The 26,268-nt window shown below is 69.6% G+C and carries 28 protein-coding genes and 1 pseudogene; 11 read left to right on the top strand and 18 right to left on the bottom strand.

Going from position 1 to position 26,268, the window contains the following annotated elements; genetic code table 11:
• Window positions 1-255: 255 nt before the first annotated feature.
• Entirely contained in the window at window positions 256-363 is a 108-nt protein-coding gene (locus J2N69_RS36695; RefSeq protein ID WP_408056802.1) for a DUF6221 family protein, read from the bottom strand.
• Window positions 364-476: 113 nt separating this feature from the next.
• On the opposite strand from J2N69_RS36695, the gene J2N69_RS26415 reads away from it, so the two are divergent.
• Window positions 477-1,028, top strand: a complete 552-nt coding sequence (locus J2N69_RS26415; RefSeq protein ID WP_230902949.1) for a hypothetical protein — start codon at window positions 477-479, stop codon at window positions 1,026-1,028.
• A gap of 523 nt (window positions 1,029-1,551) precedes the next feature.
• Here the strand turns inward: J2N69_RS26415 and J2N69_RS26410 are convergent.
• The 3 genes from J2N69_RS26410 to J2N69_RS36425 form a co-directional block, all read right to left on the bottom strand.
• A complete protein-coding gene (locus J2N69_RS26410; protein ID WP_230902948.1) occupies window positions 1,552-2,010 on the bottom strand; it encodes a hypothetical protein in 459 nt (152 codons plus the stop codon).
• A gap of 66 nt (window positions 2,011-2,076) precedes the next feature.
• Window positions 2,077-2,748, bottom strand: a complete 672-nt coding sequence (locus J2N69_RS26405) for a hypothetical protein (protein WP_230902947.1) — start codon at window positions 2,746-2,748, stop codon at window positions 2,077-2,079.
• Window positions 2,749-3,340: 592 nt separating this feature from the next.
• Entirely contained in the window at window positions 3,341-3,466 is a 126-nt protein-coding gene (locus J2N69_RS36425; protein WP_269075635.1) for a hypothetical protein, read from the bottom strand.
• Between the two features lie 680 nt (window positions 3,467-4,146).
• On the opposite strand from J2N69_RS36425, the gene J2N69_RS26400 reads away from it, so the two are divergent.
• On the top strand, window positions 4,147-4,407 hold the full coding sequence (locus tag J2N69_RS26400) for a hypothetical protein (RefSeq protein WP_230902946.1): 261 nt from the start codon (window positions 4,147-4,149) through the stop codon (window positions 4,405-4,407).
• Window positions 4,408-4,478: 71 nt separating this feature from the next.
• Window positions 4,479-4,967: a helix-turn-helix domain-containing protein gene (locus J2N69_RS26395; protein ID WP_230902945.1), complete on the top strand. Its 489-nt coding sequence runs from the start codon at window positions 4,479-4,481 to the stop codon at window positions 4,965-4,967.
• Window positions 4,968-5,607: 640 nt separating this feature from the next.
• Here the strand turns inward: J2N69_RS26395 and J2N69_RS26390 are convergent.
• Window positions 5,608-5,787: a hypothetical protein gene (locus tag J2N69_RS26390; RefSeq protein WP_230902944.1), complete on the bottom strand. Its 180-nt coding sequence runs from the start codon at window positions 5,785-5,787 to the stop codon at window positions 5,608-5,610.
• Window positions 5,788-5,826: 39 nt separating this feature from the next.
• A complete protein-coding gene (locus tag J2N69_RS26385) occupies window positions 5,827-6,378 on the bottom strand; it encodes a flavoprotein (protein ID WP_230904881.1) in 552 nt (183 codons plus the stop codon).
• A gap of 132 nt (window positions 6,379-6,510) precedes the next feature.
• Between J2N69_RS26385 and J2N69_RS26380 the strand changes: the two genes are divergently transcribed.
• The 3 genes from J2N69_RS26380 (at window position 6,511) to J2N69_RS26370 (ending at window position 8,452) form a co-directional block, all read left to right on the top strand.
• A complete protein-coding gene (locus J2N69_RS26380) occupies window positions 6,511-7,689 on the top strand; it encodes a helix-turn-helix domain-containing protein (protein ID WP_230902943.1) in 1,179 nt (392 codons plus the stop codon).
• Window positions 7,690-7,781: 92 nt separating this feature from the next.
• Window positions 7,782-8,267: a hypothetical protein gene (locus J2N69_RS26375; protein ID WP_230902942.1), complete on the top strand. Its 486-nt coding sequence runs from the start codon at window positions 7,782-7,784 to the stop codon at window positions 8,265-8,267.
• Window positions 8,264-8,452: a hypothetical protein gene (locus tag J2N69_RS26370; protein WP_230902941.1), complete on the top strand. Its 189-nt coding sequence runs from the start codon at window positions 8,264-8,266 to the stop codon at window positions 8,450-8,452. Before J2N69_RS26375 ends, J2N69_RS26370 begins: the two co-directional genes overlap by 4 nt.
• Before the next feature lie 56 nt (window positions 8,453-8,508).
• Here J2N69_RS26370 and J2N69_RS26365 read toward each other — a convergent pair whose 3' ends face one another.
• Genes J2N69_RS26365 through ureA form a run of 3 tightly spaced genes read right to left on the bottom strand, consistent with a single transcriptional unit; the run spans window position 8,509 to window position 12,080 of the window.
• Window positions 8,509-9,555 carry an agmatine deiminase family protein gene (locus tag J2N69_RS26365; RefSeq protein ID WP_230902940.1) on the bottom strand — a complete coding sequence of 349 codons (1,047 nt, stop codon included), beginning with the start codon at window positions 9,553-9,555 and terminating at the stop codon, window positions 8,509-8,511.
• Between the two features lie 57 nt (window positions 9,556-9,612).
• Entirely contained in the window at window positions 9,613-11,334 is a 1,722-nt protein-coding gene (locus J2N69_RS26360) for an urease subunit alpha (RefSeq protein ID WP_230902939.1), read from the bottom strand.
• Window positions 11,331-12,080 carry an urease subunit gamma gene (ureA, locus tag J2N69_RS26355; RefSeq protein WP_230902938.1) on the bottom strand — a complete coding sequence of 250 codons (750 nt, stop codon included), beginning with the start codon at window positions 12,078-12,080 and terminating at the stop codon, window positions 11,331-11,333. The genes J2N69_RS26360 and ureA overlap by 4 nt, the downstream gene beginning before the upstream one ends.
• Window positions 12,081-12,235: 155 nt before the next feature.
• Here ureA and J2N69_RS26350 point away from each other — a divergent pair, with 155 nt between their 5' ends.
• Window positions 12,236-13,663: a cytosine permease gene (locus J2N69_RS26350; protein ID WP_230902937.1), complete on the top strand. Its 1,428-nt coding sequence runs from the start codon at window positions 12,236-12,238 to the stop codon at window positions 13,661-13,663.
• Between the two features lie 27 nt (window positions 13,664-13,690).
• On the opposite strand, the gene J2N69_RS26345 is transcribed toward J2N69_RS26350, so the two are convergent.
• The gene (locus J2N69_RS26345) at window positions 13,691-14,620 is read right to left on the bottom strand and encodes a zinc-binding dehydrogenase (protein ID WP_230902936.1); all 930 of its coding nucleotides are present in this window, start codon (window positions 14,618-14,620) and stop codon (window positions 13,691-13,693) included.
• A gap of 140 nt (window positions 14,621-14,760) precedes the next feature.
• Between J2N69_RS26345 and J2N69_RS26340 the strand changes: the two genes are divergently transcribed.
• Window positions 14,761-15,396 (top strand): TetR/AcrR family transcriptional regulator, encoded by a 636-nt coding sequence (locus J2N69_RS26340; protein WP_230902935.1) that lies wholly within the window; start codon window positions 14,761-14,763, stop codon window positions 15,394-15,396.
• A 242-nt stretch (window positions 15,397-15,638) separates the two neighbouring features.
• On the opposite strand, the gene J2N69_RS26335 is transcribed toward J2N69_RS26340, so the two are convergent.
• Window positions 15,639-16,736, bottom strand: coding sequence for a branched-chain amino acid aminotransferase (locus tag J2N69_RS26335; RefSeq protein WP_127909905.1), 1,098 nt, complete (start codon window positions 16,734-16,736; stop codon window positions 15,639-15,641).
• A 258-nt stretch (window positions 16,737-16,994) separates the two neighbouring features.
• Entirely contained in the window at window positions 16,995-18,044 is a 1,050-nt protein-coding gene (locus J2N69_RS26330) for a 3-isopropylmalate dehydrogenase (RefSeq protein ID WP_230902934.1), read from the bottom strand.
• A 128-nt stretch (window positions 18,045-18,172) separates the two neighbouring features.
• Between J2N69_RS26330 and J2N69_RS26325 the strand changes: the two genes are divergently transcribed.
• Window positions 18,173-19,798 carry a purple acid phosphatase family protein gene (locus J2N69_RS26325; RefSeq protein WP_230902933.1) on the top strand — a complete coding sequence of 542 codons (1,626 nt, stop codon included), beginning with the start codon at window positions 18,173-18,175 and terminating at the stop codon, window positions 19,796-19,798.
• Here J2N69_RS26325 and J2N69_RS26320 read toward each other — a convergent pair.
• Both J2N69_RS26320 and J2N69_RS26315 read right to left on the bottom strand, forming a co-directional pair.
• Window positions 19,792-19,929: a hypothetical protein gene (locus J2N69_RS26320; RefSeq protein WP_167515840.1), complete on the bottom strand. Its 138-nt coding sequence runs from the start codon at window positions 19,927-19,929 to the stop codon at window positions 19,792-19,794. The two genes, J2N69_RS26325 and J2N69_RS26320, sit on opposite strands and share 7 nt — an antisense overlap.
• Window positions 19,930-20,108: 179 nt before the next feature.
• Window positions 20,109-20,366, bottom strand: a pseudogene (locus J2N69_RS26315) (LysR family transcriptional regulator); the annotation flags it as partial.
• A 72-nt stretch (window positions 20,367-20,438) separates the two neighbouring features.
• Between J2N69_RS26315 and J2N69_RS26310 the strand changes: the two are divergent.
• Complete coding sequence (locus tag J2N69_RS26310; protein ID WP_230902932.1) at window positions 20,439-21,146, top strand: nitroreductase family protein; 708 nt, start codon at window positions 20,439-20,441, stop codon at window positions 21,144-21,146.
• A gap of 77 nt (window positions 21,147-21,223) precedes the next feature.
• Here J2N69_RS26310 and J2N69_RS26305 read toward each other — a convergent pair whose 3' ends face one another.
• A complete protein-coding gene (locus J2N69_RS26305; RefSeq protein WP_230902931.1) occupies window positions 21,224-21,460 on the bottom strand; it encodes a hypothetical protein in 237 nt (78 codons plus the stop codon).
• Window positions 21,457-22,374: a hypothetical protein gene (locus J2N69_RS26300; protein ID WP_230902930.1), complete on the bottom strand. Its 918-nt coding sequence runs from the start codon at window positions 22,372-22,374 to the stop codon at window positions 21,457-21,459. Before J2N69_RS26300 ends, J2N69_RS26305 begins: the two co-directional genes overlap by 4 nt.
• Window positions 22,375-22,644: 270 nt before the next feature.
• Between J2N69_RS26300 and bla the strand changes: the two genes are divergently transcribed.
• Window positions 22,645-23,550 carry a class A beta-lactamase gene (gene bla / locus J2N69_RS26295; protein ID WP_230902929.1) on the top strand — a complete coding sequence of 302 codons (906 nt, stop codon included), beginning with the start codon at window positions 22,645-22,647 and terminating at the stop codon, window positions 23,548-23,550.
• 91 nt (window positions 23,551-23,641) lie between these two features.
• Here the strand turns inward: bla and pruA are convergent, their stop codons facing one another.
• Together pruA and J2N69_RS26285 are read right to left on the bottom strand one after the other, a co-directional pair.
• A complete protein-coding gene (gene pruA, locus J2N69_RS26290) occupies window positions 23,642-25,273 on the bottom strand; it encodes an L-glutamate gamma-semialdehyde dehydrogenase (RefSeq protein ID WP_230902928.1) in 1,632 nt (543 codons plus the stop codon).
• 52 nt (window positions 25,274-25,325) lie between these two features.
• Entirely contained in the window at window positions 25,326-26,252 is a 927-nt protein-coding gene (locus tag J2N69_RS26285; RefSeq protein WP_230902927.1) for a proline dehydrogenase family protein, read from the bottom strand.
• Window positions 26,253-26,268 lie beyond the last annotated feature (16 nt).

Here is a 26,268-nt window from a genome sequence, read left to right as displayed (position 1 = left end):
TCTCGATCCGCGGGTGCCTGGTTACCTCGGCGTGCGCCATGACAGCCGCCTGGAATCGACGGAGGCGTCGTTCCAGTGGCGCCACCGCGCACGCTGCCCCTCGCCGTCAAGGCCTGCGAGCCCCGCGCGCGCTGCCTCGGCGGATCGTTCCAGCCCGATCAAGCCGTCGGTGAGGTCAGCCATGATCGGATGTTGCACGGGCAGCAGACAGCCCCCGCCTCGACCCGCGAGGCAGGGGCTTCGTTGGCGGTGCGGCTACGGCAGCCACTCCTCGCGGTAACCCGGCCGGTCCGCGTAGACGGTTGCGAGGCTTTTCACCACCGACTCCATCACCACGAGCGCTACCCTCGCCGGGCCGTTCACCGGAGCCCCCGACGACCGGCACCACCACCCTCGCCGTCTGCGGTCTCCTCGCCGCCCTCATCATCCCAATCGTCAACCTCCACCCGTGGTGGACCGGCAGCCGCGAGACGAAAATGCTCGCCCCTTTCGGGAAAGGCTTCGCGGCCGCGGCCTGTGCCGCCGCCTGCCCCCGCGGACTCCTCGGCTGGGCGCACTCGCGATCCGGCACCGTCGCCAACAACGCAGGCGAGCGCACAGGTGTTGCGACCACCGGCACCAACTCCGCCTCCGGGATCACCAGCGGCCGGCTCGTCGGCCTCGGCGCCGCCGGGGCAGCCATCGTCGTGCTGGTTGTCTTCCTCGTCTGCCTCTCCTACAGAGCCGCCGGGAAGAAGGACAAGGAGAGGATTCTCGGCGGGGCGTACGTCGGCTCCGTCCTGCTGCTCACCGCAGGCGTGGCCGGCGCCCTCGCCTGGCTGCCCAGCCTCCTCAAAGAAATCGGCGGCGCGGCGGTCATAGCTCTGGCCGCGTACACCTCGGTCGCGGAATCGGCGCAACCGGGACCACGCCAAGCCACGCCCCGCAGCCCGGCACCGTCGCAGAACGCAACCGACCTGGCCGTCGCGGCCGCGGCCGACCTCAGGGCTGCGATGCCCCGCCAGGTCGAAAAACCACCGACCGTCTGACCCGACAAGCCCCGGAACAGGCCGCTCCCACCCGCCAAGTAGAGCGCGGCCTGCCCCGGTCCCCATACCGATCTCACGAGTCACGAGAGCACCATCCTGCCCGGCCCGACCGGAACCCCCGAGCGCGTCCCCGACGCCGACCGGCACACTTCCGACTACTGCGGCTCGCAAGGCGGATGGGGTGAAGGACACCGCCAAGTCGGTCCCTGGCGCCGCGAAGCGGTGACACTGTGAAAGAGGCCCCGCCGCCCCCGACGCGGCGGGGCCTCACCATTCCAGTACGCCTCGACACCGCGCGACGCTACGATCCGGGTCTTCCCCAGAACGCCTGGGAGATGCACGCCACCGCGCAGCTGCTCACCGCCGCCCTGGCACCGCGAGCGGTTCTAGCTCCAGATCGCCGGCCTACGAGACGGTGAGCCCCAAACCAGAGACGGCCGGGTGGCCCTGTAAAGAGCCCGCTCGGCCGCCACCGCGCTGGGAATCTGGGCCCGCCACCGCGGTCCACACTCCCAACCGGACTTCACAGGGCGTACTTGCCGTCCACAATGGCCAAGGTCCAGCGAACTCGGTCACTGGCTGAAATGTCCAGCTTCTCTTTGCCGGGGTCCGTGTATATCTGACCGACAGTCACCGGCACGTCACATCGAACGGCAGTCGGCTTGTTCTTCGGATTATCCCTGAAGACAATCTTCAGCTTCTTGCTTCCCGAGCATTTAATGTGCACCGTGTACACATCTTTCCTCGGCGTGAAGTCCGGTAGCGCCTGAGACCCGACACCTTCGCGGATCTTCACCAAAAACTTCGGATGTTTTGGCAACCGCAAAGCTTCAGAAACCGTGATCTTCTTGTTGGGCCCGGCCGACGCGGTGCCGGAAGGTTGGGGGTGCTTGGCGTCACTGGAGTCCCCGCCCCCGGCTGAACAGCCCGCAGCAACAACCACCGTAAGCACAGCAGCTGTCGCAGTAGCGTAGCGGCCCATCGTGCCCTCCTTAACGTAGTAATCCCGCCCGAAACTGACCTAAGCGTCGGACGGGGATCACGGGACTTAGTTGAGCACCCAGCCCTCGCGGTACGGGGCCCAGAACTTCATGTACCGCTTGTTACCGATTTCGCAGTTGCTGTAGCGCGTCCCGATGTAACCGTAGACGTTTTCCTTCTTGATGCCGTAATTGCCCTTGACCGTGGAATGCGCCTTCACCTTGCCGCTGGTGTCCACGCCGAGTTCCGACGTCCAGCTCTTTTGCACATCACCAGTGACCGTGGCTTCGACCTTGCCCAACCACATCAACTTGAACTCAGTGCTCAGGCTGACGGAGGCACCGTACGACGTCGTACCCGAACGCTTGCTGGAGAACCTGAAGGTCACCGGGTAAGACTTGTTATTCGTGACGAATGTCGAGTACTTGACCGACATCGTATTCTTCAGGTTTTTCGTGATCTTGACCAGAGTGGTCGGAGTGCAATAATCCACCACCTGGTTGTCCTGGTCCCCAAGTTCCGGTCCGTCCGTCGCGCCCGGCAACGCCAGGTCTTCCTCTAGCGGCGCTTCACTGTCCGTACCGGTGACGACTTCCCCAGGCGCAAAGCCCGGCGCCGAATCCGGTTCCACCGCAGCGTCCTCGCTAACAGTGGGCGGATCGATATTCGGGTTCGCCCCCTCAACGGCGCTGGCCGAGGCCACCCCACCAGCAAGCAGAAGGCCGGTGATTCCGGCCACGAGTCTGGTCCTGACTCCGCGCATGTGTCCCCCTCTATGTCATGTCCCTGCGTCAACGGGCATGATCACAACACGTCCTTGATCAGGAAGCTAGGTACTTGAGCGCGATCTGAGCATGGCGTCATGTGCGGGACGCCGGTCTACCCGCACCCCCGACGACTAACACCCGTCGCGCGACAGCAGAGGCGTGCACGTATCTGCGTCGTGCGTGGCCGTGCTCCATACTGACCCGCAGATCCGGCACGCCCGGAAACAACAGGCGCGGCACCGGCTACCGCAGCTCTCAGGATGGCTGGATGAGTTCGTTGCAAGTCCGTGCCCCGGCACGTCGAAGAGGCGAACGCTGTCGGCTATCCCTCGTGAACACGCTGCCCGACAGCGGGCACTCGCACTGTACGGTTTTACGAAACACGCCATTCGCGTACGCTGGGATGGCCTGGTTGACATTCGGACACAGGCGCACGCCGAAAGGCCCAGCTCCTGGCAGAGTTAGGCCCTCGACGCAGTAGTGCATGAGCCCGGTCGCCCAGCTAGAGGCCGGGCTCGATGCATATCTGCACCCGCCCGCTCCCGCGCTCATGTGTGGGCCTCGCTACTGCACGAACTGACCCACTGCGGCGATGACCGCCACCAGCAGACCCGCGAAGGCCAGTCCCACCTGCCACCTCTCGGGGCTGGTCCAGTGCCTACGCGGCTTCCACTCGCTCGGTTCCACCACTGTTCCTCCTGATCCTCCCGGTGACGCCCTGACGGGCTGCCAGGGCGAGCCGCACCCGCCAGCCCTGAGAAAAATCCGAGGCTGTGGTTACGACGCCCGTGAGGGAGGACTACGGAACACTTCAACCCTATCGAGGACACTGACACGCGCTACACCCAAGTGGTGATATCGGCAGCAGAGTTACCAGGAGAGTGCCAGCCCGGGCCCCACCTGCAGTTCCTTCGGCCCACACTTGACATTGAGTGCCACACGAGCGCCACCAGGTGGCCCCGAGTGCGCGAACCGCCCTGCCCTCCGGTCGGCGCTACGCTCACTCTGCTCCTCGCAGGCCCCCATCGAGGCCGCACCGATACACAGCCGTGCCCTGCCGTTACAGCATCCACCCAACTTGCCGATGGTCCGAAGCCAAGCGCTCCGCATGCCTGGATGAGCCCGAACCTGTCGCCGGTCTCCGACTCTTAAGACCCTCACTGCAACCTCAATCAGGACGGACACGCCAGGTGTAGTTGCGCCCAGACGTTGTTTGCCCCCACACTGATCCGCAGATCCGGCATGCCCGGAAACAACAGGCCCGCCCCGTGCGGGCCTGCGTCATGTCACGGATCAGTGATAGCCACGCCACCAGCCGCGCCACACTGTCACCCTTAGCCCCACTCATCACCAGTACCAGGGGGGTACACATGGGGTGGATCAACAAGGCCAAAGCCGACGCCGCGACCACGCAGGCGCGGGACGCGTACGCGCGGGGGCAGAACACCATCGTCTGCAAGATCATCGAAGCGCAGATGAGTCACCGCTCCACCGGCATCATGACCGGCGTCGGCGATCAGATCGAAGCCATCGAAGCCGAGGGCTGGACCCTCTACAACATGGCCGCAGCCGAAGGGAAAGCGATCTCGGGTGAACGCAGCGCCCTGATCTGCCTCTTCCGTCGCCGCTGAAACCACCGCAGAACCGGCCCGGCCGCACCCGTGCGTGGCCGGGCCTTCACACGTCCACCGGAGGTGACCTCGTGGCCATACGCAAGGACATGCGCAAGGTCACCGACGCCGAGCTCGCCGAGATCATCCGCCTGCACGGCGAGGGCAAGGGCCGAAACGAGATCGCCCGCCTCATCGGCCGCGCCCAACCCACGGCCAGCATCGTGTGCAGCGACGAGGGCCTCGTCTTCGACGTCACCATGACCGAAGAAGCCACCCGCCACCGCGCCGCCCAACTCGCCGACCGCCGCGCCATGCTGGCCGAGGCCCTCCAGGACGACGCCGAACGCCTCACCGCCCAACTGCGGGCACCCGCCAGGGTGTACCGCATCGGTGGGTCTTCCAACTTCTATACGAAGTGCCAGGTCGACGAGCTGCCCGCCGACGCAAAGAAGGACCTGATGGGCGCGGCGGGTATCGCCATCGCGAAGAGCCTGAAGCTCGTTCCGCCCGAGCGTGAGGACACCGAGGGTCTGGCCGCCGTCGACCAGTGGCTGAGGGGAATGATCGGCGGCGAGTAGAAGTCGCTGATGTTCAAGGCCCTGGCCGGGAAGTCTCTGCGGGCCGTCACCTCGCGGCCGCGCGTGGAAACTTCTGGGAGGGCGCGGTCCGCTCGGGCAAGACGATCGGCTCGAACATGGTGTGGCTGCGGTACATCCGCACCGACCCGCGCGGTGCATTGCTCTTGGTCGGCAAGACCGAGCGGCCCCTTAAGCGGAACATTATCGACGTCATCGAGCAGATGGTCGGCAAAAAGCGCTGCGTCCACCGCGCGGGCGCCGGCGAGGTCGTCATTTTCGGCCGCACCATCTACGTAGCCGGGGCGAACGACGAGAAGGCCGTCGACAAGATCAAGGGCCTTACCCTCGCAGGCGCGTACTGCGATGAGCTGACGATGTACCCTGAAACGTTCTTCCACATGCTGGAGGCCCGCCTCTGCCCGCCCGCACCGCGACGGGACCCTGGTGGAGACACAGGACCCGGACACCCTCGACCTGCACCGGTTCAGCTTCACGCTCGACGACAACCCCACCTCCTCCGGCGGTACATCCTCGGCGAGTGGTGCCTGGTCGAGGGCGTCATCTACGACAGCTTCGACGAGACGAGACACGTCGTCGACCTGGTCCCGGAGATCGCCCGGTGGATGTGTGTGGGCCTGGACTACGGCACCGTCAGCCCGTTCGCCGCGCTGTTGATCGGGATCGGTACGGATGACCGGCTGTACAGCGCGGCCCGGACGCACTGGTGTGCCGCCGCGACGGCGCCCCCGATCCGGAGCCGGAAGACCCACCGGCGCCTCAGGCCGCGCTCGATCCGGCCCGCCGCCAGTACCCATGACACAGGCCCTCTTCCGCCTTCGGGCGGAGAGGGCCCCTTTCGTCATGGCCGGTCGGCGAGTTTCCTCACGGAGTCGAGAGCGACGTGCCACGGGTACGCCCTCGGTTTCCCTGACCCAGGCGGGTTGGGCACGAAGCCACCGTCGCCGTACAGGACCGTGACGCCCTGCTCGCGCAGCTCCGTGATGCTGCGGTCCAGCTGGCGATGTGTGGCATAGGCGGCGTTCACGCAAGGCATCGTCACGGTGGGAATGCCCTTGCCGATTCCCTCGGCGACAACACCGACCACGAATGTCGACGTGATGCCCAACGCCCAGGAGTTGAGACTGTTGAACGTCGCCGGGGCGAAGAGGATCACGTCCGCCTTCGGCCAGACGTCGGGCTGGCCGGGCATCTTGTACTCGCTGCGGACCGGGTGTCCGGTGAGCGCGGCCAGGCCGTCGAGGCTTTCGTCGAGCCAGCGGGCTGCGGTTGGGGTCAAGCCGAGGCAGACGTCCCAACCGTCGGCCTGTGCGTCCTCAATCACCTTGGCCACGTCGAAGATGGGCGGAGCCGCCGAGCCGAACAAGTACAAGGTTCGTGAAATCGAGGTCATAGCCTCATCCCACCCCGCGCCGTTGACCACATGCAACTGCCCCCGATCCATGCGGAGCGAGGGCAGAAACCGGTCCAGCGCCATTGAGCGCGAGTACCGTTCCAAGTGGTGAGCCAGGAACGGAGTTCCAGTATGCCCAGAGACGACCACCCCGGGGCCCGGATCGCGAAGTACCGAAAGTTGGCCGGGTACACGCAACGCGGCCTGGCCCTGCAGATCGACTACTCGTACAGCCTCGTTCACCAGGTAGAACGCGGTCACAAAGCGGCGAGTACCGACTTCATGGCGGCCTGCGCCCGGGTGCTGCACGTTGACGTCACCGCCCTGACAGGACAGCCGTACATGACCGAGCTGCAACAGGACCGCCTCGCCGAGCTGATCCGCCCCATCCGCGAATCACTCGACCTGTACGACCTGGGAGCCCACCCTGACGTCGCCACGCGCGAGGCACCTCAACTGGTGGCAGCGGCAGACACCCTGTGCCAACAGGTCAGAGCCACGCAACTCAACAAGGCCGCGCAGACACTGCCTCGGCTGATCGCCGAACTGACGACCGCGGCCTACCGCAACCCGTCCACGGAACTGTGGGCCGCTCTCGGCTCCGCCTACCGCACTGCCCACGACGTGACGGTCAAACTCGGCTTCTACGACCTGTCCACCATTGCCCTCGACCGCATGGACTGGGCCGCCCAACGGGCCTCTGACCCGGTGCTCTCAGCCGTACGCCAGTACATGCGCGGCCTCGTCTACCACCGCGAAGGCGAGCAAACCATCGGCCTCCGTCTCGTGAACGCCGGTCACCACGTCCTCGCTCAGGCCGAGGACACTCCAGAATCGCTGGCCGTGGCCGGGCAGCTGCATCTCGGCGCCACGGTCATCGCCGCGCGTGCTCGTGACGAGGCTGCGGTGAAGACTCATCTAAGGGAGGCGAAGCAGATCGCCAAGCGGGCCGGGGACGTCGAGCACGTCCACTGGCTCAGCTTCGGGCCAACGAACTGGGCTGCCCACGAGCTGTCGGCGCTAACGGAGCTGGGACTGTACGGAAAGGCCGTGGAGAAGGCGAAGAAGCTCCGCATGCCCAACTCGTGGCCCACCTCTCGCCGAGCGCACGTGTGGATTGACCGGGGCCGCTGTGAAATGGAGACGGGCCGTACCGAGGCGGCTCTCACCTCGATCGCCGAAGCCCGAAGGTTGGCTCCGCAGCAGACCCGCTATCACCCGGGCGCACGCGCGACGATCGAGGGGCTGGTGCATCAGCAGCGTAAGACTCCGGACGCCTTGGGTTACATGTCCGCATGGCTAGGTTTGTGACACCGACTGTCACTGAGAAGTGACAGTTACCGCCCCTGCAGGTCAGCACTCTTGTCTCACAGCTGATCGACAGATGACGGCAGGGGTGGACAGTGCTCACGCAGAGGATGTACTCGGCGATCGCGGACTGGCTCGCACACGCCCAGCAAGCCCCCGAGCAGGCCCAGCGGGAGTGGAAGGAGACCGGTGTCGCCCTGCTGCCGCTCGGCAGCCGTTTTGTTGCTGTTCGCCTGGCTGAGGGTCTCGTCCACGCTGCTGTGGACACCGCCCAGCCGCAGGAACTTGCTGCGTGTCTGACCCGGCTCCTCAACGGTCCCGTCATCTTCGACGGCCGGGCGATGGGCGGCACCTACTACGCCCTCATGCGACCCCGCGTCGGCAGCCCCTGGAAGCACCAGGACATCGCGCCGCGGCTCGGGATCGGTACGTACCTCGGCGTCCCGAGGCTCGACCGCAGGAAGCCGCCCGGCACCTATTGGACGGTGCTCCCCCGGTTCGAAGGCGACCTGTGTGCGCCCCGCGCGGTGGAGTCCCTCATCAGCCACGCGGTCAGCGCCAGCCAGGAGACAGAGCAGTGACCGCCCAGGTCGGCACCCCGGAAGCAGGCCCCGTGGCGGCCAGCGCAGCCGTAGTCAAGCACACCTACCACTGCGCCAGGTGCAAGGCCACGGGCCGCATCTACATCAGGGGACACCGCCTGCGCGCCTTGCTCGCCGCCCAGCAGGCGGCACCCACCGACTCCCGCCGCATCCAGGGCGGGTAGATGTCTGAGTAAAGCTAGATAAGGCTAAGCCTTTCAGCGGACCGTCCCAGGTCAGCTCACCGACCAGCGGTGGCAGGCTGCTGCTGGGTGATGCAGTGGATGCCGCCACCCCCGGCGAAGATCGTACGGGCGTCCACGAGCGTCACCGTACGGTCGGGGAAGAGGCCGCGGAAGATGCCCGCGGCGAGTTCGTCGTTCGGGTCGCCGAAGGCGCACAGGACGACGCCGCCGTTGCAGAGGTAGTGGTTGATGTAGGAGTAGTCGACCCAGCCCTCGTCGTCCTTGATGACGGTTGGGGCGGGTACCTCGACGATCCGCAGGGTGCGGCCGCGCGCGTCCGTCTGGCCCTTGAGGGTCGCGATGATCTCCTTGCTGACCTCGAAGTCGGGGTGGGCGGGGTCGCGCTGGGAGTGGACGAGGACGACGCCGGGCGCGGCGAAGGCGGCGACGATGTCGACGTGGCCGAGGGTGCCGTAGCCGTGGCCGGGGTAGTCGGCGGTGAGGCCGCGCGGCAGCCAGATCGCCTTGGTGGTGCCGAGGTGGGCGTGGATCTCCGCCTCGACCTCCTCCTTGGTCAGGCCGGGGTTGCGCTCGGGGCCGAGCTGGACGGTCTCGGTGAGCAGGACGGTGCCCTCGCCGTCGACGTGGATGCCGCCGCCCTCGTTGACCAGCTTCGAGGCGTACGTCCGTGCTCCGGCCAGGTCGGCGACGTACGCGCCGATCTTGGAGTCGTGCTCCCAGCGGGCCCACTCCTGGGCGCCCCAACCGTTGAACGTCCAGTCCACGGCGGCCAGTCGCCCCTTGCCGTCGGTGAGGAAGGTGGGGCCTATGTCCCGCATCCAGGCGTCGTCCAGCTCCCGTTCCACCACCTCGATGTCCGGGCCGAGCAGTTCGCTCGCGTACGCGGACTGGGCGGGGCCGCAGACCACGGTGACGGGCTCGAAGCGGCGTACGGCGCGGGCGACGTTCGCCCAGGCGAGGCGGGACTCGTCGAGGCCCGCGGGGTCGTCGAAGGTGGGGTTGGGGCACGGCCACGCCATCCAGGTGCGTTCGTGCGGGGCCCACTCTGCGGGCATGCGGAAGCCGTCGGCGGCAGCAGACATGGCGTACACCTTCGTAAGAGAGAGGGAGAGAGAGGGAGAGGGGACGGAGAGTCGGAGTCAGAGGAAGTAGAGGCGGTTCAGGGGGACCGAGTCGGCCGGCTCCGAGCGGATCGGGTCGCCGTCGAGGGTGACGAGGCCGGTCTTCTGGTTGACGTCGACGGCTCCGGTACGGGAGTTGAGGCGCAGGTCGGCCGGGCCGATGCCGCGCGTGCCGCGTACCGCGACCCTGCGGCGGCGGGTGGGCATCGTGTCGTTGCCCTGGTCGACGGCGGCCTGCGCGACGAACGCCACGGAGATGTCGGCGGGCACGGCGCCGTGCGCCCCGAACAGCGGGCCGAGGACGAGGGGTTCGCAGGTGTCGGTGGCGGCGTTCGGGTCGCCGGTGACGCCGTAGGCGGGGAAGCCGGACTTCAGGACCATCTGCGGCTTGGCGCCGAAGTACTGGGGCCGCCACAGCACGATGTCGGCCAGCTTGCCGACCTCCAGGGAGCCCACCTCGTGGGCGAGGCCGTGCGCGAGGGCGGGGTTGATGGTCAGCTTGGCGATGTAGCGCAGGACGCGCGCGTTGTCGTCGTGCGGGCCGTCGCCCTCCATGGGGCCCAGCTCGGCCTTCATCTTCCCGGCCATCGCGAAGGTGCGGCGTACGGTCTCACCGGCGCGGCCCATGCCCTGCGCGTCGGACGAGGTGATGCCGATGGCGCCCAGGTCGTGCAGGACGTCCTCGGCGCCCATCGTCCCGGCCCGGATGCGGTCGCGGGCCATGGCGGCGTCGCCCGGCAGGTCGGTCTTGAGGTCGTGGACGGAGACGATCATGCCGTAGTGCTCGGCGACGGCGTCCCGGCCGAAGGGCAGGGTGGGGTTGGTGGAGGAGCCGATGACGTTCGGGACGCCCGCCATCTTCAGGACGTTCGGCACGTGGCCGCCGCCGCACCCCTCGATGTGGAAGGCGTGGATGGTCCGGCCTTCGAGGACCTTCAGGGTGTCCTCCACGGAGAGGCACTCGTTCAACCCGTCGCTGTGCAGGGCGACTTGTACGTCGTGCTCCTCGGCGACGCGCAGCGCGGTGTCCAGCGCGCGGGTGTGCGCGCCCATGTCCTCGTGGACCTTGAAGCCGGACGCGCCGCCCTCGGCGAGCGCCTCGGTCAGCGGGGCGTCGTGCGAGGACGAACCGCGGCCGAGGAAGCCGATGTTGACCGGCCAGGCGTCGAAGGCGTTGAACGCGTGCCGCAGCGCCCAGGGCGAGTTGACGCCGACGCCCCACACCGGCCCGAACTCCTGGCCGATGATCGTGGTGACACCGGAGGCGAGGGAGGCCTCCATGATGCGCGGCGAGAGCAGGTGGACGTGGGTGTCCACGGAGCCGGCGGTGGCGATCAGCCCCTCCCCCGACACGATGGACGTGCCGGTGCCGACGACGACGTCGACGCCGTCGAGGGTGTCGGGGTTGCCGGCGCGCCCGATGGCGTGGATGCGGCCTTCCCTGATGCCGATGGACACCTTGCGGATGCCCTGCACGGCGTCGATGACGACGACGTTGCTGATGACGACGTCGCAGGTGTCGCGGACGGCGGCGGCCTTCAGGTGCAGTCCGTCGCGGGCGGTCTTGCCGAATCCGGCGAGGAACTCGTCGCCGTACGCCTGGGAGTCGGACTCCACGCGGATCGTCAGCCCGGAGTCGCCGAGCCGGACGTGGTCGCCGGCGCGGGGGCCGTGCGTGGCGGCGTACTCGTAGGGGGTGAGGCGGCGGGGTTCGGCGGGGTGGCCTCCGGGGCGGCTCATCGCTCGTCCTCCTGCTCGGTGGTGTCCGGTACGCCGAGGTAGCCGCAGGCGGCGGCGCGGCGCAGCGCCTCTTCGCGGGCGCCCGGGGCGTCCAGGGGGCCGTCCACCAGGCCCGCGAAGCCGATGGCGATCCGCTCGCCGCCGATCGGCAGCAGTCCGACCTCGCCGCTCTCGCCGGGGCCGAAGCGGACGGAGGACCCGGCGGGCACGGCGAGGCGCATGCCGTACGCGGCGGCGCGGTCGAAGTCGAGCCGGGGGTTGGCCTCGAAGAAGTGGAAGTGCGAGGTCACGGAGACGGGCACGCCTGCGGTGTTGCGCACGGTCAGCGTGACGGCGGGCGCGGGGTCGTCGTGCGCGGGGCCGGGCAGCAGCGCGCCGGGGGCCTCGCTGCCGAGACTGCCGCTGCCGCCGTCAACGCCGTCACAGGTGAGGCCGTCGAGACCGCCGCCGATCGGGTCGGAGACCACCGCGAGGCGGGACCCGTCGTCGAAGACGGCCTCCACGTGCACCTCGGTCACCACGTCGGCGACGCCCGGCAGGACGTCGTCCGGGCCGAGCACGGCACGGGCGCGCTCGACGGCCTCGGCGAGGCGGGCGCCGTCACGGGCGGCCTCGCACACCGTGTCGGCGATCAGCGCGGTCGCCTCGGGGACGTTGAGTCTGAGGCCGCGCGCCTTGCGGGCCCGGGCGAGCTCGGCGGCCCCGAAGAGCAGCAGCCGGTCGCGTTCGGTGGGCGTCAGTCGCACGCCGCACACCTCCCTGATCACAATTTAGAACGACACTCTAACCACGAAATCCGCACGCCGGAAGCATTGACGCGAGACCTTGGCACGGGTCACATTGAGCGCTGCTCAAAACTTGTGAGCGTCATCGAGATCAGCCGAGCGTCAGGGGCACCCTCATGCCGATAGAACAGCGCGGAGTCGACACCATCCCGGACGGGGAGCGCACCAGCGGACCCAGAGACCTCGTGTCGATCCTGATCGGCTCCAACCTCTGCCTGGGAGTGATCGTCTTCGGCTGGCTGCCGGTGTCGTTCGGCCTCGGCTGGTGGGAGTCGGTGAGCGCGGTGGTGGCGGGCACGATGCTCGGCACCGCGCTCACCGCGCCCCTCGCCCTGGTGTCCCTGCGCACCGGGACGAACCTCTCCACCTCGTCCGGCGCCCAGTTCGGCGTGCGCGGCCGGCTCGTCGGCTCGGTCGTCGGCCTGCTGCTCTCGCTCGGCTACACCGCGCTGACCATCTGGATCGGCGGCGACGTGATGGTGGGCACCTTGCACCGCCTGATCGGCCTGCCGGCCGGCGCCCTCTCGTACGGCCTCGTCTACGCCCTGCTCGCCGCCGCCACCGTGATCGGCGCGGTCTTCGGCTACCGCGTGCTGCTGCGGCTCTCCCGGGTCCTCGCCTTCGGGATGACGGCGCTGCTGATCCTCGGCGTCATCGCGTACGCCCCCGACTTCACGACCTCGGCGCTGCCGGGCGCGGGCGGTTACCTCCTCGGCTCCTTCTGGCCGACCTGGCTGCTCGCCCTGGTGGCGGCGGGCCTGTCGGGCCCCATCGCCTTCATCACGCTGCTCGGCGACTACACCCGCTACGTCTCCCCGGCCCGCCACAGCTCGCGCGCGGTGCTCGGCGCGGCCTGGGCGGGGCTCCTCGCGGGGCTGCTGATCCCGCAGCTCTTCGGCACCTTCACGGCGTACGCGGCGCGCGCCGCCCTGGAGTACGCGGGCGGGCTCGTCGACGCCTCCCCCACCTGGTACCTCGTACCGCTGCTGCTCGCCGCCTCCGCCGGGTCGGTGGGCAACGCGGGCCTGATGCTGTACTCGATGGGCCTCGACCTGGACGCCATCCTGCCCCGCGCCTCGCGCGCCCGCGCCACGTACACCGTCGCCGTCGTCGCCACGGCCTGCGTCTTCGTCGGCCACTACGCGTGGGAGGCACAGGACGCGATGACGTCGTTCGTGCTGCTCCTGACCGCGATCGGCACGCCCTGGGCCGTCATCACCCTGATCGGCTTCGCCCGCTGTCGCGGCGAGTACGACGCGGAGGCCCTTCAGGTCTTCAACCGCCGCGCCAAGGGTGGCGTCTACTGGTACCGCTCCGGCTGGAACGTCCAGGCGACCGTGGCGTGGGCGCTTGGTGCGGCGGTCGGGCTGTTGTCGGTCGCGCTCCCTTCGTACGAGGGGCCGCTGCTTGCCCTGACCCGGGGGGTCGACTGCAGTTTCCTGCTCTCGGGGGTGGTGGGCGGGGTGACGTACGCGGTGCTGACCCGGCGTGCGGTGGCCGCGGGGCCGCTTCCCCTGGCGGGGGAGGAGACGGTGGCGGGCTGAGCGGTGCCGCGGTTCCCTGCGCCCCGTTCAGCCGATGTCCAGGATGGCCTTGCCCTGGAGGCGGCGGGTGAGCAGCGTGTCGATCGCCTCCGGGGCCCTGTCCCAGGCGCCCCGCCAGGACGCGCCGGGGTCGAGTGCGCCGGCCGCCACCTGCTCGGCGAGCCAGGTCAGGTCCCGGAAGAGTCCCGAGGCGCCGAGCAGCTGGAAATTGACGAGAGAACGGTTGTGGCGGCCCTCCTCCCCGTAGAGGGCCCTGAGCGGGAAGTGCTCCGACTCGCCGCTTGCCTGCCCGACGGAGACCAGGGTGCCGTGCGGCCCCAACATCTCGTACGCGGCGACCAGTTGGCGCCCGCCGATGACGTCCACCACACCGTCCACCGGGGCTCCGGCCTCCTCGGGCGCGGCGACCACCTCGTGCGCGCCGAGGGCCCGGAGCATGTCGCCCCGCCCCTCGGGGTCGCCGGTCACCGCGATGACGTGCGCGCCGCCCCGCCGGGCGAGCTGCACCGCGTACCGCCCGACGCCGCCTGTGGCACCCGTGACCAGCACCCGCCTGCCGAGGATCGGGCCGATCCGGTCCAGGGCGCGCAGGGCGGTGGCGCCCGCGACCGGCACGGTGCTGATGGCGCCCAGATCCGCGCCCTCGGGCACGACGCCGGTCCGGTCCGTGTCGGCGACGCGGTACTCGGCCCACCCGCCGTCGGGGGCAAGGGTCACCACGGGGGTGCCGGCCGCGGGACCCGAGCCGTCGGCGGCGGCCCGCTCGACCACGCCGGCCGCGTCCCAGCCGAGCACCGCGCCTTCGGGCGCGCCCTCGATGCCCCACCGCACCTCGCCGTGGTTCAGGGAGGTGGCCCGTACGCGGATCAGGGCCTGGTGCGGGGCGGGCTCGGGGGCGGGGGCCTCGCCGAGGCGGAGGCCGCCGGGGGCGGAGTGGTCGACGAGCAGTGCGCGCATGGGAGTTGCCTTTCGGTGGACGCCACAGAGGGCCGCGGTCGCCGCGGTCGGGACCGGCCGCCGCCGATAGTGCCACTGAGTGGCATAAGCCTTCAAGTGGCATTCGCCGCCGCAGGGCTGTCGCGGGCTAGACTTCCGGCATGGACGCGATGGACCTCGAACGGCTGCCCCTGCGGGAGCGCAAGAAGCTGCGGACGCGGCAGGCGCTCGTCGACACGGCTCTGGAGCTGTTCACGGAGCGCGGCTTCGACGGCGTGACGCTCGACGCGCTGTGCGACGCGGTGGAGGTCAGCAAGCGGACGTTCTTCCGTACGTTCAGCAGCAAGGAAGACGTGGCGATGGCACCGACCCAGGATCTGTGGGAGGTGTTCCTGGAGGAGCTGGAGAGCTGCGAACCGGCGCCGGGGCAGCCGCTGTTCGATGTGCTCCGGGACGCGCTGCTGGCCGCGCTCGGCCGCATGCCGGCGCAGGGCTGGGCCCATCGGGTGCTGCTCAGCCGCCGATTGGCGGCGCACGCTCCGTCCATGGACGCGCACGGGCTCGCCTTCTGCGACCGCACGAGCCGGGCGGCGCTGGCCGTGGCCCGGCGGCGGTTCGCCCTGCCGGGCGGGGAGGAGCTGCGGGCGCGGCTGGCGATCGATGTGCTGGTGGCGGCGTTCCACCGGGCGGTGGAGGGGTGGATCGAGGACCCCGATCCGACGCGGGATCGCCTGGCGGCGGGGCTGGCGGACGCGTGCCGGGCGGCGCCGGGCAGCCTTGTCCTCGCGGTGCGTTAGCGGGGGGGCGCGTTATGGCGGGGCGTTGCGAGGGGCGGGGCGGTTTCTGTCGTTCGTTCGTCTGCGGGTCGGCTTGGGCCGGGCGCGCAGTTCCCCGCGCCCCTAAGGGGGCTTCACGCGCCGCCCCCGGCCAGGGAGCACTCCTAGGGGCGCGGGGAACTGCGCGCTCAGCCACGACGCGCCCGCAGCGAAATGCGAGAAGCCCCCCACCCCGCGCAGTCACGCGCCCCTAATAAAAAGCCTCAGCCCAGCCCGTGCATCCAGCCGTGCACGTCCTGCGCCGTACCCCGCTGGATGTCCAGCAGAGCCTCCCTCAGCTTCATCGTGACCTCACCCGGCTCGCCACCGCTCTGCTGCCACTCCCCCGCGTTGCACTTGACCGTGCCGACGGGCGTGATGACGGCCGCGGTGCCGCAGGCGAAGACCTCCGTGAGCGTGCCGTTCTCGGAGTCGTTCTTCCACTGGTCGATGGAGACGCGGGCCTCCTCCGACTCGTAACCGAGGTCACGCGCGACGGTGAGGAGCGAGTCACGGGTGATGCCGGCGAGCAGGGAGCCGGTCAGGGTCGGCGTGACGATCTTGTTCCCGTACACGAAGTACAGGTTCATGCCGCCCAGTTCCTCGACCCACTTGTGCTCGACCGCGTCGAGGTAGGCGACCTGGTCGCAGCCCTTCGCCGCGGCCTCGGCCTGCGCGAGCAGCGACGCGGCGTAGTTGCCGCCGGTCTTCGCGTCACCCATGCCGCCCGGCACCGCGCGCACGCGGTCCTCGGAGAGCCAGATGGAGACGGGCTTGACGCCACCGGGGAAGTAGGCGCCCGCCGGCGAGGCGATGACGACGAACAGGTACTCGTTCGCGGGCTTCACGCCGAGGCCCACCTCGGTCGCGATCATGAACGGGCGCAGGTAGAGGGACTCCTCGCCGCCGTGCGCCGGAACCCACGCCTTGTCCTGCTTGACCAGCACGTCGCACGCCTCGATGAACGTCTCGACGGGCAGCTCCGGCATGGCGAGGCGCCGCGCCGAGGCCTGGAAGCGGCGGGCGTTGGCGTCGGGGCGGAAGGTGGCCACCGAGCCGTCGGGCTGCCGGTAGGCCTTGAGGCCCTCGAAGATCTCCTGGGCGTAGTGCAGGACGTTCGTCGCCGGGTCGAGCGCCAGCGGGCCGTAGGGGACGAGCTGTCCGTCGTGCCAGCCGCGGCCTTCCGTCCACTTGATCGTCACCATGTGGTCGGTGAAGTGGCGGCCGAACCCGGGGTTGGCCATGATCGCCTCGCGCTCCGCCGCGGCCAGCGGCGACGAGGAGGGCTTGAGCTCGATGGTCGGCGTCGTCGGCGTCGTCATGAGTGCTTCGTCCTTCACGGTGTGATGGTGACGGACCGCGCTCACGCCGCCCGTACCGAGGGGTACTTCCACCGGTACTGCGACGTCCGAGCTTCCTGTCTTCACGGCCCCGCGTTCGATTATCGCTCGCGGGGTCCCGAGGAGGAAACGGCATGGGTGCGGCCCGGGGATCGATGGTGACACCCGGGGCCGCATACGAGAAGCCGCCGGGTGCCCTGTGGGGCCCGGCGGCTTCTGTGAGGTCTTCGAGCCGCCGGGTCAGCCCGCTACTCGTACGGCGAGCGCGTCGCCGATCTGCTCGGTGGTGCGCACGCTCTCCCCGCGCTCCGCGAGGTCGGCGGAGACGGCGGCCTCGATGCGGGCGGCCTCGGGCTCGTACCCGAGGTGGCGCAGCAGGAGGGCGACGGAGAGGACGGTGGCCGTGGGGTCGGCCTTGCCCTGGCCGGCGATGTCCGGCGCCGAGCCGTGCACGGGCTCGAACATGGACGGGAACTCGCGGCCCGGGTTGATGTTGCCGGAGGCCGCGACGCCGATGCCGCCGGAGACGGCCGCGGCGAGGTCGGTGATGATGTCGCCGAAGAGGTTGTCGGTGACGATCACGTCGAAGCGGCCGGGGTCGGTGACGAGGTAGATCGTCGCGGCGTCGACGTGGATGTAGTCGGTGGTGACCTCGGGGAACTCCTTGGCCACCTTGTTGAAGACGTTCGTCCAGAGGTGACCGGCGTAGGCGAGGACGTTGTTCTTGTGGACCAGCGTCAGCTTCTTGCGCGGGCGGGCCTGCGCGCGGGCGAAGGCGTCGCGGACCACGCGCTCGACACCGAAGGCGGTGTTGACGGAGACCTCGGTGGCGACCTCGTGCGGCGTCCCGGTGCGGATCGACCCGCCGTTGCCGGTGTAGGGGCCCTCGGTGCCCTCGCGTACGACGATGAAGTCGATCTCGGGCTGGCCCTTGAGCGGCGTCGCGACGCCCGGGAGCAGCTTCGAGGGCCGCAGGTTCACATGGTGGTCGAAGAGGAAGCGGAGCTTCAGCAGGAAGCCGCGCTCCAGGACGCCGGACGGGACCGAGGGGTCGCCGATCGCGCCGAGGAGGATCGCGTCGTGCCGCTTGAGGGCTTCGACGTCGGCGTCGGTGAGGGTCTCACCGGTGGCGTGGTACCGCTGGGCGCCGAAGTCGTACTCCGTGGTCTCCAGCTTCACATCCGGCGGGAGGACGGCACCGAGGACCTTGAGCCCCTGGGCCACGACCTCCGGGCCGATGCCGTCACCGGGGATCACTGCGAGATTGAGGATGCGAGAGCTGTCCGACATGCGGGCAGCCTACTCTTCGTCCCAGGGGATGACATACGCTGTCCGGCATGCGGACATCTGCCCGGCAGACAGGTTCTGTTCACCCTGACGTGTGACGGGAGTTGGGCAGCGCTGGGAAGTTCCCTGCCATGGACACACCCAACCTCGGCATTCCGAACCTCGGCGTTCCGGAGCGGCTCGCGGCCCGGATGAGCATGCCGGAGCAGCACGAGTACCTGCGCGCGAAGCTCTCCCGGCGCAAGGTGCTCGCCCGTTCGTTCGCGGCCGCGGGGACGGTGGCCGGCGCCGGCCTGCTCACGGGCAGTTCGAGCACCGCGTACGGCGGGGGCGTGCCGGCCGCGCACACGTCGAGCACCCCGGCCGCCCCGGTGCGGGTCGACGGCGGGCTGGTCGCACCCTTCGGCCGGCATCTGGCGTTCGGGGCCGACCCGAGGTCCCAGATGCGGATCTCCTGGCAGGTGCCGCTGCCGGTCAAGGCCCCCTACCTGCGGGTGGGGCCGAAGCCGTGGGAGCTGAGCCGGAAGATCGAGGCGGAGGTGCGCGACCTGCGCACGCCGTCCCTCTCGAAGAAGCTGCCGGCCGTGGAGCAGTACTACCTGCACGCGGCGCTCGACGGCCTGGAGCCCGGCACGACGTACTACTACGGCGTCGGCCACGACGGCTTCGACCCGGCATCGCCCGAACGGATGGCGACGCTCGGCTCGTTCAGGACGGCGCCCGCGCGGGCGGAGAAATTCGTCTTCACGGCCTTCGGCGACCAGGGCGTCAGCTATCACGCCCTCGCCAACGACCAGCTGATCCTGGGCCAGAACCCGTCCTTCCACCTCCACGCGGGCGACCTCTGCTACGCGGACACCACCGGGCACGGCGAGGACTCGGACACGTATGACGCGCGGGTGTGGGACACCTTCCTCGCGCAGACCGAGTCCGTCGCGAAGTCGGTGCCGTGGATGGTGACGACCGGCAACCACGACATGGAGGCGTGGTACTCGCCGAACGGCTACGGCGGGCAGTCCGCGCGCTGGTCGCTCCCGGAGAACGGCTTCGACCCGCGCCACGCGCCGGGCGTCTACTCCTTCACGTACGGCAATGTCGGCGTCGTCGCGCTGGACGCCAACGACGTCTCGTACGAGATCCCCGCCAACCGGGGCTACACCGAAGGGGAGCAGACCGCCTGGCTGGACCGGCGGCTGGGCGAGCTGCGGACGGACGAGGACGTGGACTTCGTCGTCGTCTTCTTCCACCACTGCGCCTACTCGACCTCGCGGCACGCCTCCGACGGCGGGGTGCGCGACGCGTGGCTGCCGCTGTTCACCAAGCACCAGGTGGACCTGGTCGTCAACGGCCACAACCACGTCTACGAACGCACCGACGCCATCAAGGGTGGCGAGGTCGGCAGGCCCGTGCCGGTCGGCGCGTCGACCGATCCGACGCGCGACGGCATCGTGTACGTCACCGCGGGCGGCGCGGGCAAGGACCTCTACGAATTCGGCCCCGGGGTGCGGGACAGCTACGAGGGCCACGTCCACGACCGCGACGAGATCGCGACCTTCCACTGGACGAAGGCACGGCGGTCCGACCCCGAGAAGGTCGCGTGGTCACGGGTGCGCTACACCGGTTTCTCGTTCCTCGCGGTGGAGGTGACGCCGGGCGCGCACCCGAAGCTGTCGGTCTCCGCGCTCGCCGAGAACGGCGAGCGCGTCGACCACTTCGAGGTCGTGCGCGGAGCACGCGGGGTGCGCGGGTCTCAGTGACCCGTCTCCCCGCCGTTGTCCCTGCGGTCCAGGGCTCGCTGGAGGGCCAGGGCGGCGTTCTTGCGCTCGGTGCGCTCGGAGTCGCTCTTGCGGGAGGTGTGACGGACGCGGCGGACGGTCGTCTCGGCCATGGGAGATCCACTCCTTGAAGCAAAGGAAAGGGTGATTGTCGAGACTCCCCCACTGCCTAATGGGCGTGAGGGGACCCCCAAGCGACGGGGAGCTGCGGAGCGGCAGGGTTCGCCTGCGCGGGGCTCCGGCTCACGACCGCCATTCGCTTGATCGAGCGAGACGTTCGGCTCCTCCAACGCTAAGGCAGGGCGGAGCGTCTGTCTCCACAATTACTCGGACTTCCTACTATCTGAGACGGGCTTCCCGCGCGTGCCGCCCGCAGCTCGCGGATCAGCGCCCGTACGGCAAGGGAAGAGGCCAGTTCAGGGGTGGTGACGTAGCCGACGGAGCGCGTCGGGCGGTCCACTCCCAGGTCGGTGATCTCCACGGAGTCGGGCGCTCCGGTCAGCGAGAGGGCGGGGATGATCGCCATGCCGTGGCCGGTGCCCACCATCGAGCCACCTACCCAGCCCGTTCCGATTGGTCTGCACCATGGCGCGGAGGCGTTGCCCGCAGCAGAATCGGAGGCATGCCTGAGACCGAGCAGGAACAACAGTGGACCCCCATCCATGGCAAGCCCTACCGCTCCGTGCCGTACCGGCCCGAGCGCATGCCCGAGGACCAGTCCCTGGCGCGGGCCGCCGAACTGCGGGCGCGGATGCGGGAGCGGCGCACGGTGCGGCAGTTCGCCCCGGACCCGGTGCCCGCGCAGGTGGTGCGGGACGCCATCGCGTGCGCGGCGACGGCACCGTCCGGCGCGCACCAGCAGCCGTGGACGTTCGTCCTCGTCCAGGACCCGGAGATCCGCCGCCGCATCCGCGAGGCCGCCGAGCACGAGGAGCAGATCTCGTACGACGGGCGGCTCGGCGAGGAGTGGCTGGCGGCCTTGCGCCCCCTCGGCACGGACGAGGTGAAGCCGCACCTGACGGACGCGCCCGCGCTGATCGTCGTCTTCCAGCAGCGGTACTGGCTGGGCGAGGACGGCACCAAGCACAAGCACTACTACGTCGACGAGTCGGTCGGCATCGCGGTCGGAATGCTGCTGTCCGCCCTGCACCTGTCGGGCCTCGCCGCGCTGATCCACACGCCGAGCCCGATGCGGTTCCTCTCCCAGGTGCTCGGCCGCCCCGAGAACGAGAAGGCGTTCGCGGTGATCTCCGTCGGATACCCGGCACCGGACTGCCAGGTCCCCGACCTGGTGCGCAAGTCCCTCGATCAGGTCCTCGTGGAGGTCTGACAGATCCTCATGGAGGCCTGAGCGGACACGAGCCGGCGCAGCGCGGCCCCTGCACGCGGCCACCGGGCGTACTGCGATCAGCCCTGCCCCTCCGGCGGCTGCGGCCCGCCCAGGGGCAGCACCGCGGTGCTCCGCAGCACCTGGACCAGTTCGAGGCAGAGGCGTGTCCGTTCGTCGGGTGAGCAGTCGGCGAGGGCCCCGCGCAGCATGCGCAGGATCTGTGTGTCCCGGTGGGCCCTCACCACTGCCTGGAGCAGCCCGAGCACGATTCCGAGGAGGAGCACCGCCAGGACGACGGCTTCCACGGCCTTCACCGGTACCTCTTGCGGTTCGCGGCGGCGATGCGCTCGACCCCGTCTTCCTTGCACCAGTTGGCGTTGAGGCAGCGCAGCACGAGGGCGGCGTCACCGAGGTCGATGCGCTCCGGGTGCGGATCACGGCTGAACCTCGGTTGGCAGTCCACACCATCGGTGGCTGCGGTGATTCCACTGCGCAGCAGGTCGACGGCGACCTCCTTGGCGGGCACGCCACAGCACCACTCGATGACGATGTCCTCTGTGTGGTGGTTGTAGGTATTGGCCCAGCCGTGCGCGCTCGCCGCGACGTTGATCAGGCACGGACGCCGCAACACCCGGCTGAACAGCAGGTCACGGGCCTCGCCACTGAACGCATGGCCATATCCCCCTGCCCAATCGGCGATCTCCTGGCGCTCGACACGCGAGAGCCGGGTCGGCGCGTCTCGCCAGATGTCGGTCATGCCCCGTTCCCGCCCCGGGAGCCGCGGGGTCCAGTCGGGGTCCTCGTGGGCCAGACGCACGGAGGCCGAGCCACCCACGTCCACCAGGAGCCAGTGCCCGTCCGAGCGTGTGAGGCGCAGCCCGGGGACCCCGCGCATGCCGCCGAAGAAGGCGTCGAAGCGCGGCATCAGTTCGGCCACCACTCGGCTCGCCATGACCGGATGCAGGCGGAGAACAGGCTGCTCGGGACACGGGTCGACGCCCTGCAACCCGAGCACGGCACCGTCGAGTTGGCGGTCTCGCAGCGGTTCGGTCAGGCTGTGCGCGAGGAGGGCCTCGAAGCGCCGCTGACCGGAAGTGGCCGCGTCCGGTACGGGCCGCAGGCGCGAGATCCGGTTCTCCTCGGCCCAGTTCAGGCTCCGCTGGTAGCCGACACCGGTCGCCTTGTCGCACATGTCGGCCGCACGCCGGCGATTGCTCTGCTTGGACATACGTCCCCCTGTGGTTCTGTCGCCCGGCGCGACCACTGAGGTGATGCGTATATCCCTGACACACACTGCCCGTGCTCGTAGGTGGGTTCGTCAGAGCCCTTCACTCCCTCCAAGGTGCCGGGTCCTCGGAGTGTGGAGCACGCCTGCCTACCGGCGCGAGGCCAGGCTACAACACGGACACCCGGCGTCGCCGGCGTTCCCGATGCCCCGCCCCCTCCTGCTGTACGGCTTCCAAGCCGGCCCGCGCACCACCCAGGTACCGTCTGGATCATGAACGCAACTCCCTCCCGCAGAACGCTCCTTGGCGCCGCCGCCATCACCCCCGTCCTCCTGTCCGTGCCCGGCACCGCGCACGCCGCGCACGCCGCGATGCCCTTTGCCGACGCCCGGCGGCAGCTGCGCGAGCTGGAGAAGGGGTATCCGGGCCGCATCGGTCTGCACGCCCTGAACACCGGTACCGGCGCCACCCTCGGCCACCGCGCGGACGAACGCTTCGCCATCGCCTCGACGTTCAAGGTTCTGGCCGCCGCCGCGATCCTGCGCCGGGCGCGCGAGCAGGAGCCCGGGCTGCTCGACGTACTGATCCGGTACGGGCGCAAGGACCTGGTCACGTACTCGCCGCGGTGCGAGATGCACCTCGAAACCGGCATGACCGTACGGGAGTTGTGCGACGCGACCATCACGTACAGCGACAACGCGGCCGGCAACCTGCTGATGCGGCGCATCGGCGGGCCGGCCGGCATCACCGAGTTCGCCCGCTCGCTCGGTGACCCCCACACCCGTCTCGACCGGTGGGAGACCGACCTCAACACCAACCTCCCCGGCGACCGGCGCGACACGACGACCCCGGCCGCCATGACCGCGAACCTGCGCAAGCTCGTCCTCGGCGACGCCCTGCACCCGCTCGACCGCGGCCAGCTCACCCGCTGGCTCGTCGAGAACACCACCGGCGACGCGCGGATCAGGGCCGGGCTGCCCGAGGGCTGGCGGGTCGGCGACAAGACCGGCTCGCCCGCGTACGGCGGCGTCAACGACGTCGCCGTGGCCTGGCCCCCGAAGGGTGGCGGCGCGCCCCTCGTCATCTCCGTGTACACCACGCGCCTGGACCCGGACACCCCCGGCGAGGACCGCATCGCCGCCGACATGACCCGCATCGCCGTCGACGCCCTGAGCTGACGGGGCCGGAAAAACACACCGCCTCCGATCGGGGTGGGGCCCGGATCGGAGGCGGGGTTCAGGGGCGGGCCGCAGGGACCCGGCAGGGGCGTCAGCCCATGTGCGGGTAGCCGTACTCGGTCGGCGGGACCAGCGTCTCCTTGATGGCGCGCGTCAGCGTCCACCGCTGGAGGTTCTGCGGGGCGCCCGCCTTGTCGTTGGTGCCGGAGCCACGGCCGCCGCCGAAGGGCTGCTGGCCGACGACGGCGCCGGTCGACTTGTCGTTGATGTAGAAGTTGCCCGCGGCGTAGCGGAGCTTGTCCATCGTGTACGCGGCCGCCGCGCGGTCGCTCGCGATGACCGAGCCGGTGAGCGCGTAGTCCGAGACCGACTCCATCTGGGCCAGCATCTCGTCGTACTTCTCGTCCTCGTAGACGTGGACGGCGAGGAACGGGCCGAAGTACTCGGTCGTGAAGACCTCGTTGGCCGGGTCCGTGCACTCCACGACGGTCGGGCGCACGAAGTAGCCGACCGAGTCGTCGTAGGTGCCGCCCGCGACGATCGTGCAGGTGTCGTCCGCCTTGGCGCGGTCGATGGCCGCCTTGTTCTTGGCGAACGCGCGCTCGTCGATGACGGCGCCGATGAAGTTCGTCAGGTCGGTGACGTCACCCATCTTGATGCCGTCGACCTCCGCCGCGAACTCCTCCTTGAAGCCGGAGTTCCAGATCGAGGCCGGGATGTACGCGCGCGAGGTCGCGGAGCACTTCTGGCCCTGGAACTCGAAGGCGCCACGGGTCAGCGCGGTCTTCAGGATGGCGCGGTCGGCGCTCGGGTGCGCGACGACGAAGTCCTTGCCGCCGGTCTCGCCGACCAGACGCGGGTAGGTGCGGTACTTCGCGATGTTCTCGCCGACCGTCTTCCACAGGTGCTGGAAGGTCGGGGTCGAGCCGGTGAAGTGGATGCCGGCCAGGTCGCGGTGGTGCAGGGCGACCTCGGAGACGGCGATGCCGTCACCGGTGACGAGGTTGATGACGCCCTTGGGCAGCCCGGCCTCCTCCAGGAGCTGCATGAGCAGCACGGCGGCGTGGGTCTGCGTCGGGGACGGCTTCCACACGACCACGTTGCCCATCAGGGCCGGGGCGGTCGGGAGGTTGCCCGCGATGGCCGTGAAGTTGAACGGCGTGATCGCGTAGACGAAGCCTTCGAGCGGGCGGTGGTCCAGACGGTTCCACACGCCGGGAGCGTTCGCCGGCGGCTGCTCGGCGAGCAGGTCACGGGCGTACTTGACGTTGAAGCGCCAGAAGTCGACCAGCTCGCAGGGCGTGTCGATCTCCGCCTGCTGGGCGGTCTTCGACTGGCCGAGCATCGTGGAGGCGGCCAGCGTCTCGCGCCAGGGGCCGGACAGCAGCTCGGCGGCGCGCAGGATGATCGCGGCGCGGTCGTCGAAGGACATCGCGCGCCACGCCGGGGCGGCGGCCAGGGCGGCGTCGATCGCGTCCTGGGCGTCCTGCTGGGTGGCGTGGCGGCCGGTGCCGATGACGGACTTGTGGTTGTGCGGCTGCACGACCTGGAAGGGCTCGCCGCCGCCGAGGCGCTTGACGCCGCCGATGGTCATCGGCAGCTCGATGGGGTTCTCGGCCAGCTCCTTGAGCTTGGTCTCGAGACGGGCGCGCTCCGGGGAACCGGGGGCGTAGCCGTGCACCGGCTCGTTGACCGGGGCGGGGACCTGAGTGACAGCGTCCATGAGTTCCGTGTCTCCTTAAGAGGGTCGAGGGGGTGGGAGCTCAGCCCTTGGTTCAGTCCTTGGTGAGGATGGAGCGGGCGAAGAAGAGCAGGTTCGCCGGCTTCTCCGCGAGACGGCGCATGAAGTAGCCGTACCAGTCGGTGCCGTACGCCGTGTAGACGCGCATCCGGTGGCCTTCGGCGGCCAGCCGCAGGTGCTCGTCGCTGCGGATGCCGTACAGCATCTGGAATTCGTACTCATCCAGTTTGCGCCCCGCGCGCCGCGCGAGCTCCTGTGCGATGGAGATCAGGCGCGGGTCGTGGGACCCGATCATGGGGTACCCGTCGCCCTCCATCAGGATGCGCAGGATGCGGACGTACGCCTTGTCGATCTCGGCCTTGTTCTGGTACGCGACCTCGGCGGGCTCTTTGTAGGCCCCCTTCACGATACGCACGCGGCTGCCGTTCGCGGCGAGGCGGCGGGCGTCGGCCTCGGTGCGGAAGAGGTAGGCCTGGATGACGCAGCCGGTCTGCGGGAAATCCTCGCGCAGCGCGTCGTGGATGGCGAACATCGAGTCGAGGGTGGTGTGGTCCTCGGCGTCCAGGGTGACCGTGGTGCCGATCGCGGCGGCGGCCTCGACGACCGGCCGGACGTTGGCGAGGGCCAGCTCGTGGCCGCCTTCCAGCGCCTGGCCGAACATCGACAGCTTCACGGACATCTCCGCCTTGGTGCCGAGGCCGAGATCCTTCAGGCGGTCGATCAGCTCCAGGTAGGCGTCGCGGGCCGCGTGGGACTGCTCGACGGTGGTGATGTCCTCGCCCACCACGTCGAGGGTCAGCTCAAGGCCCTTGTCCGCGGTGTCCACGATGATCGGCACGACCTGGTCGACGCTCTCACCGGCGATGAACCGGTCCACGACCTGCTTGGTGCCGGGGGCCGCCGAGACGAAACGGCGCATCTTGTCGCTGCGTGACGCGGCGAGGATCACGGGACCCAGCACGGGGCACCTCCACGGG

This window comes from Streptomyces huasconensis (genome assembly GCF_021028635.1).
Classification (GTDB): domain Bacteria; phylum Actinomycetota; class Actinomycetes; order Streptomycetales; family Streptomycetaceae; genus Streptomyces; species Streptomyces huasconensis.
This window is presented reverse-complemented; position numbering and strand designations above follow the sequence as displayed.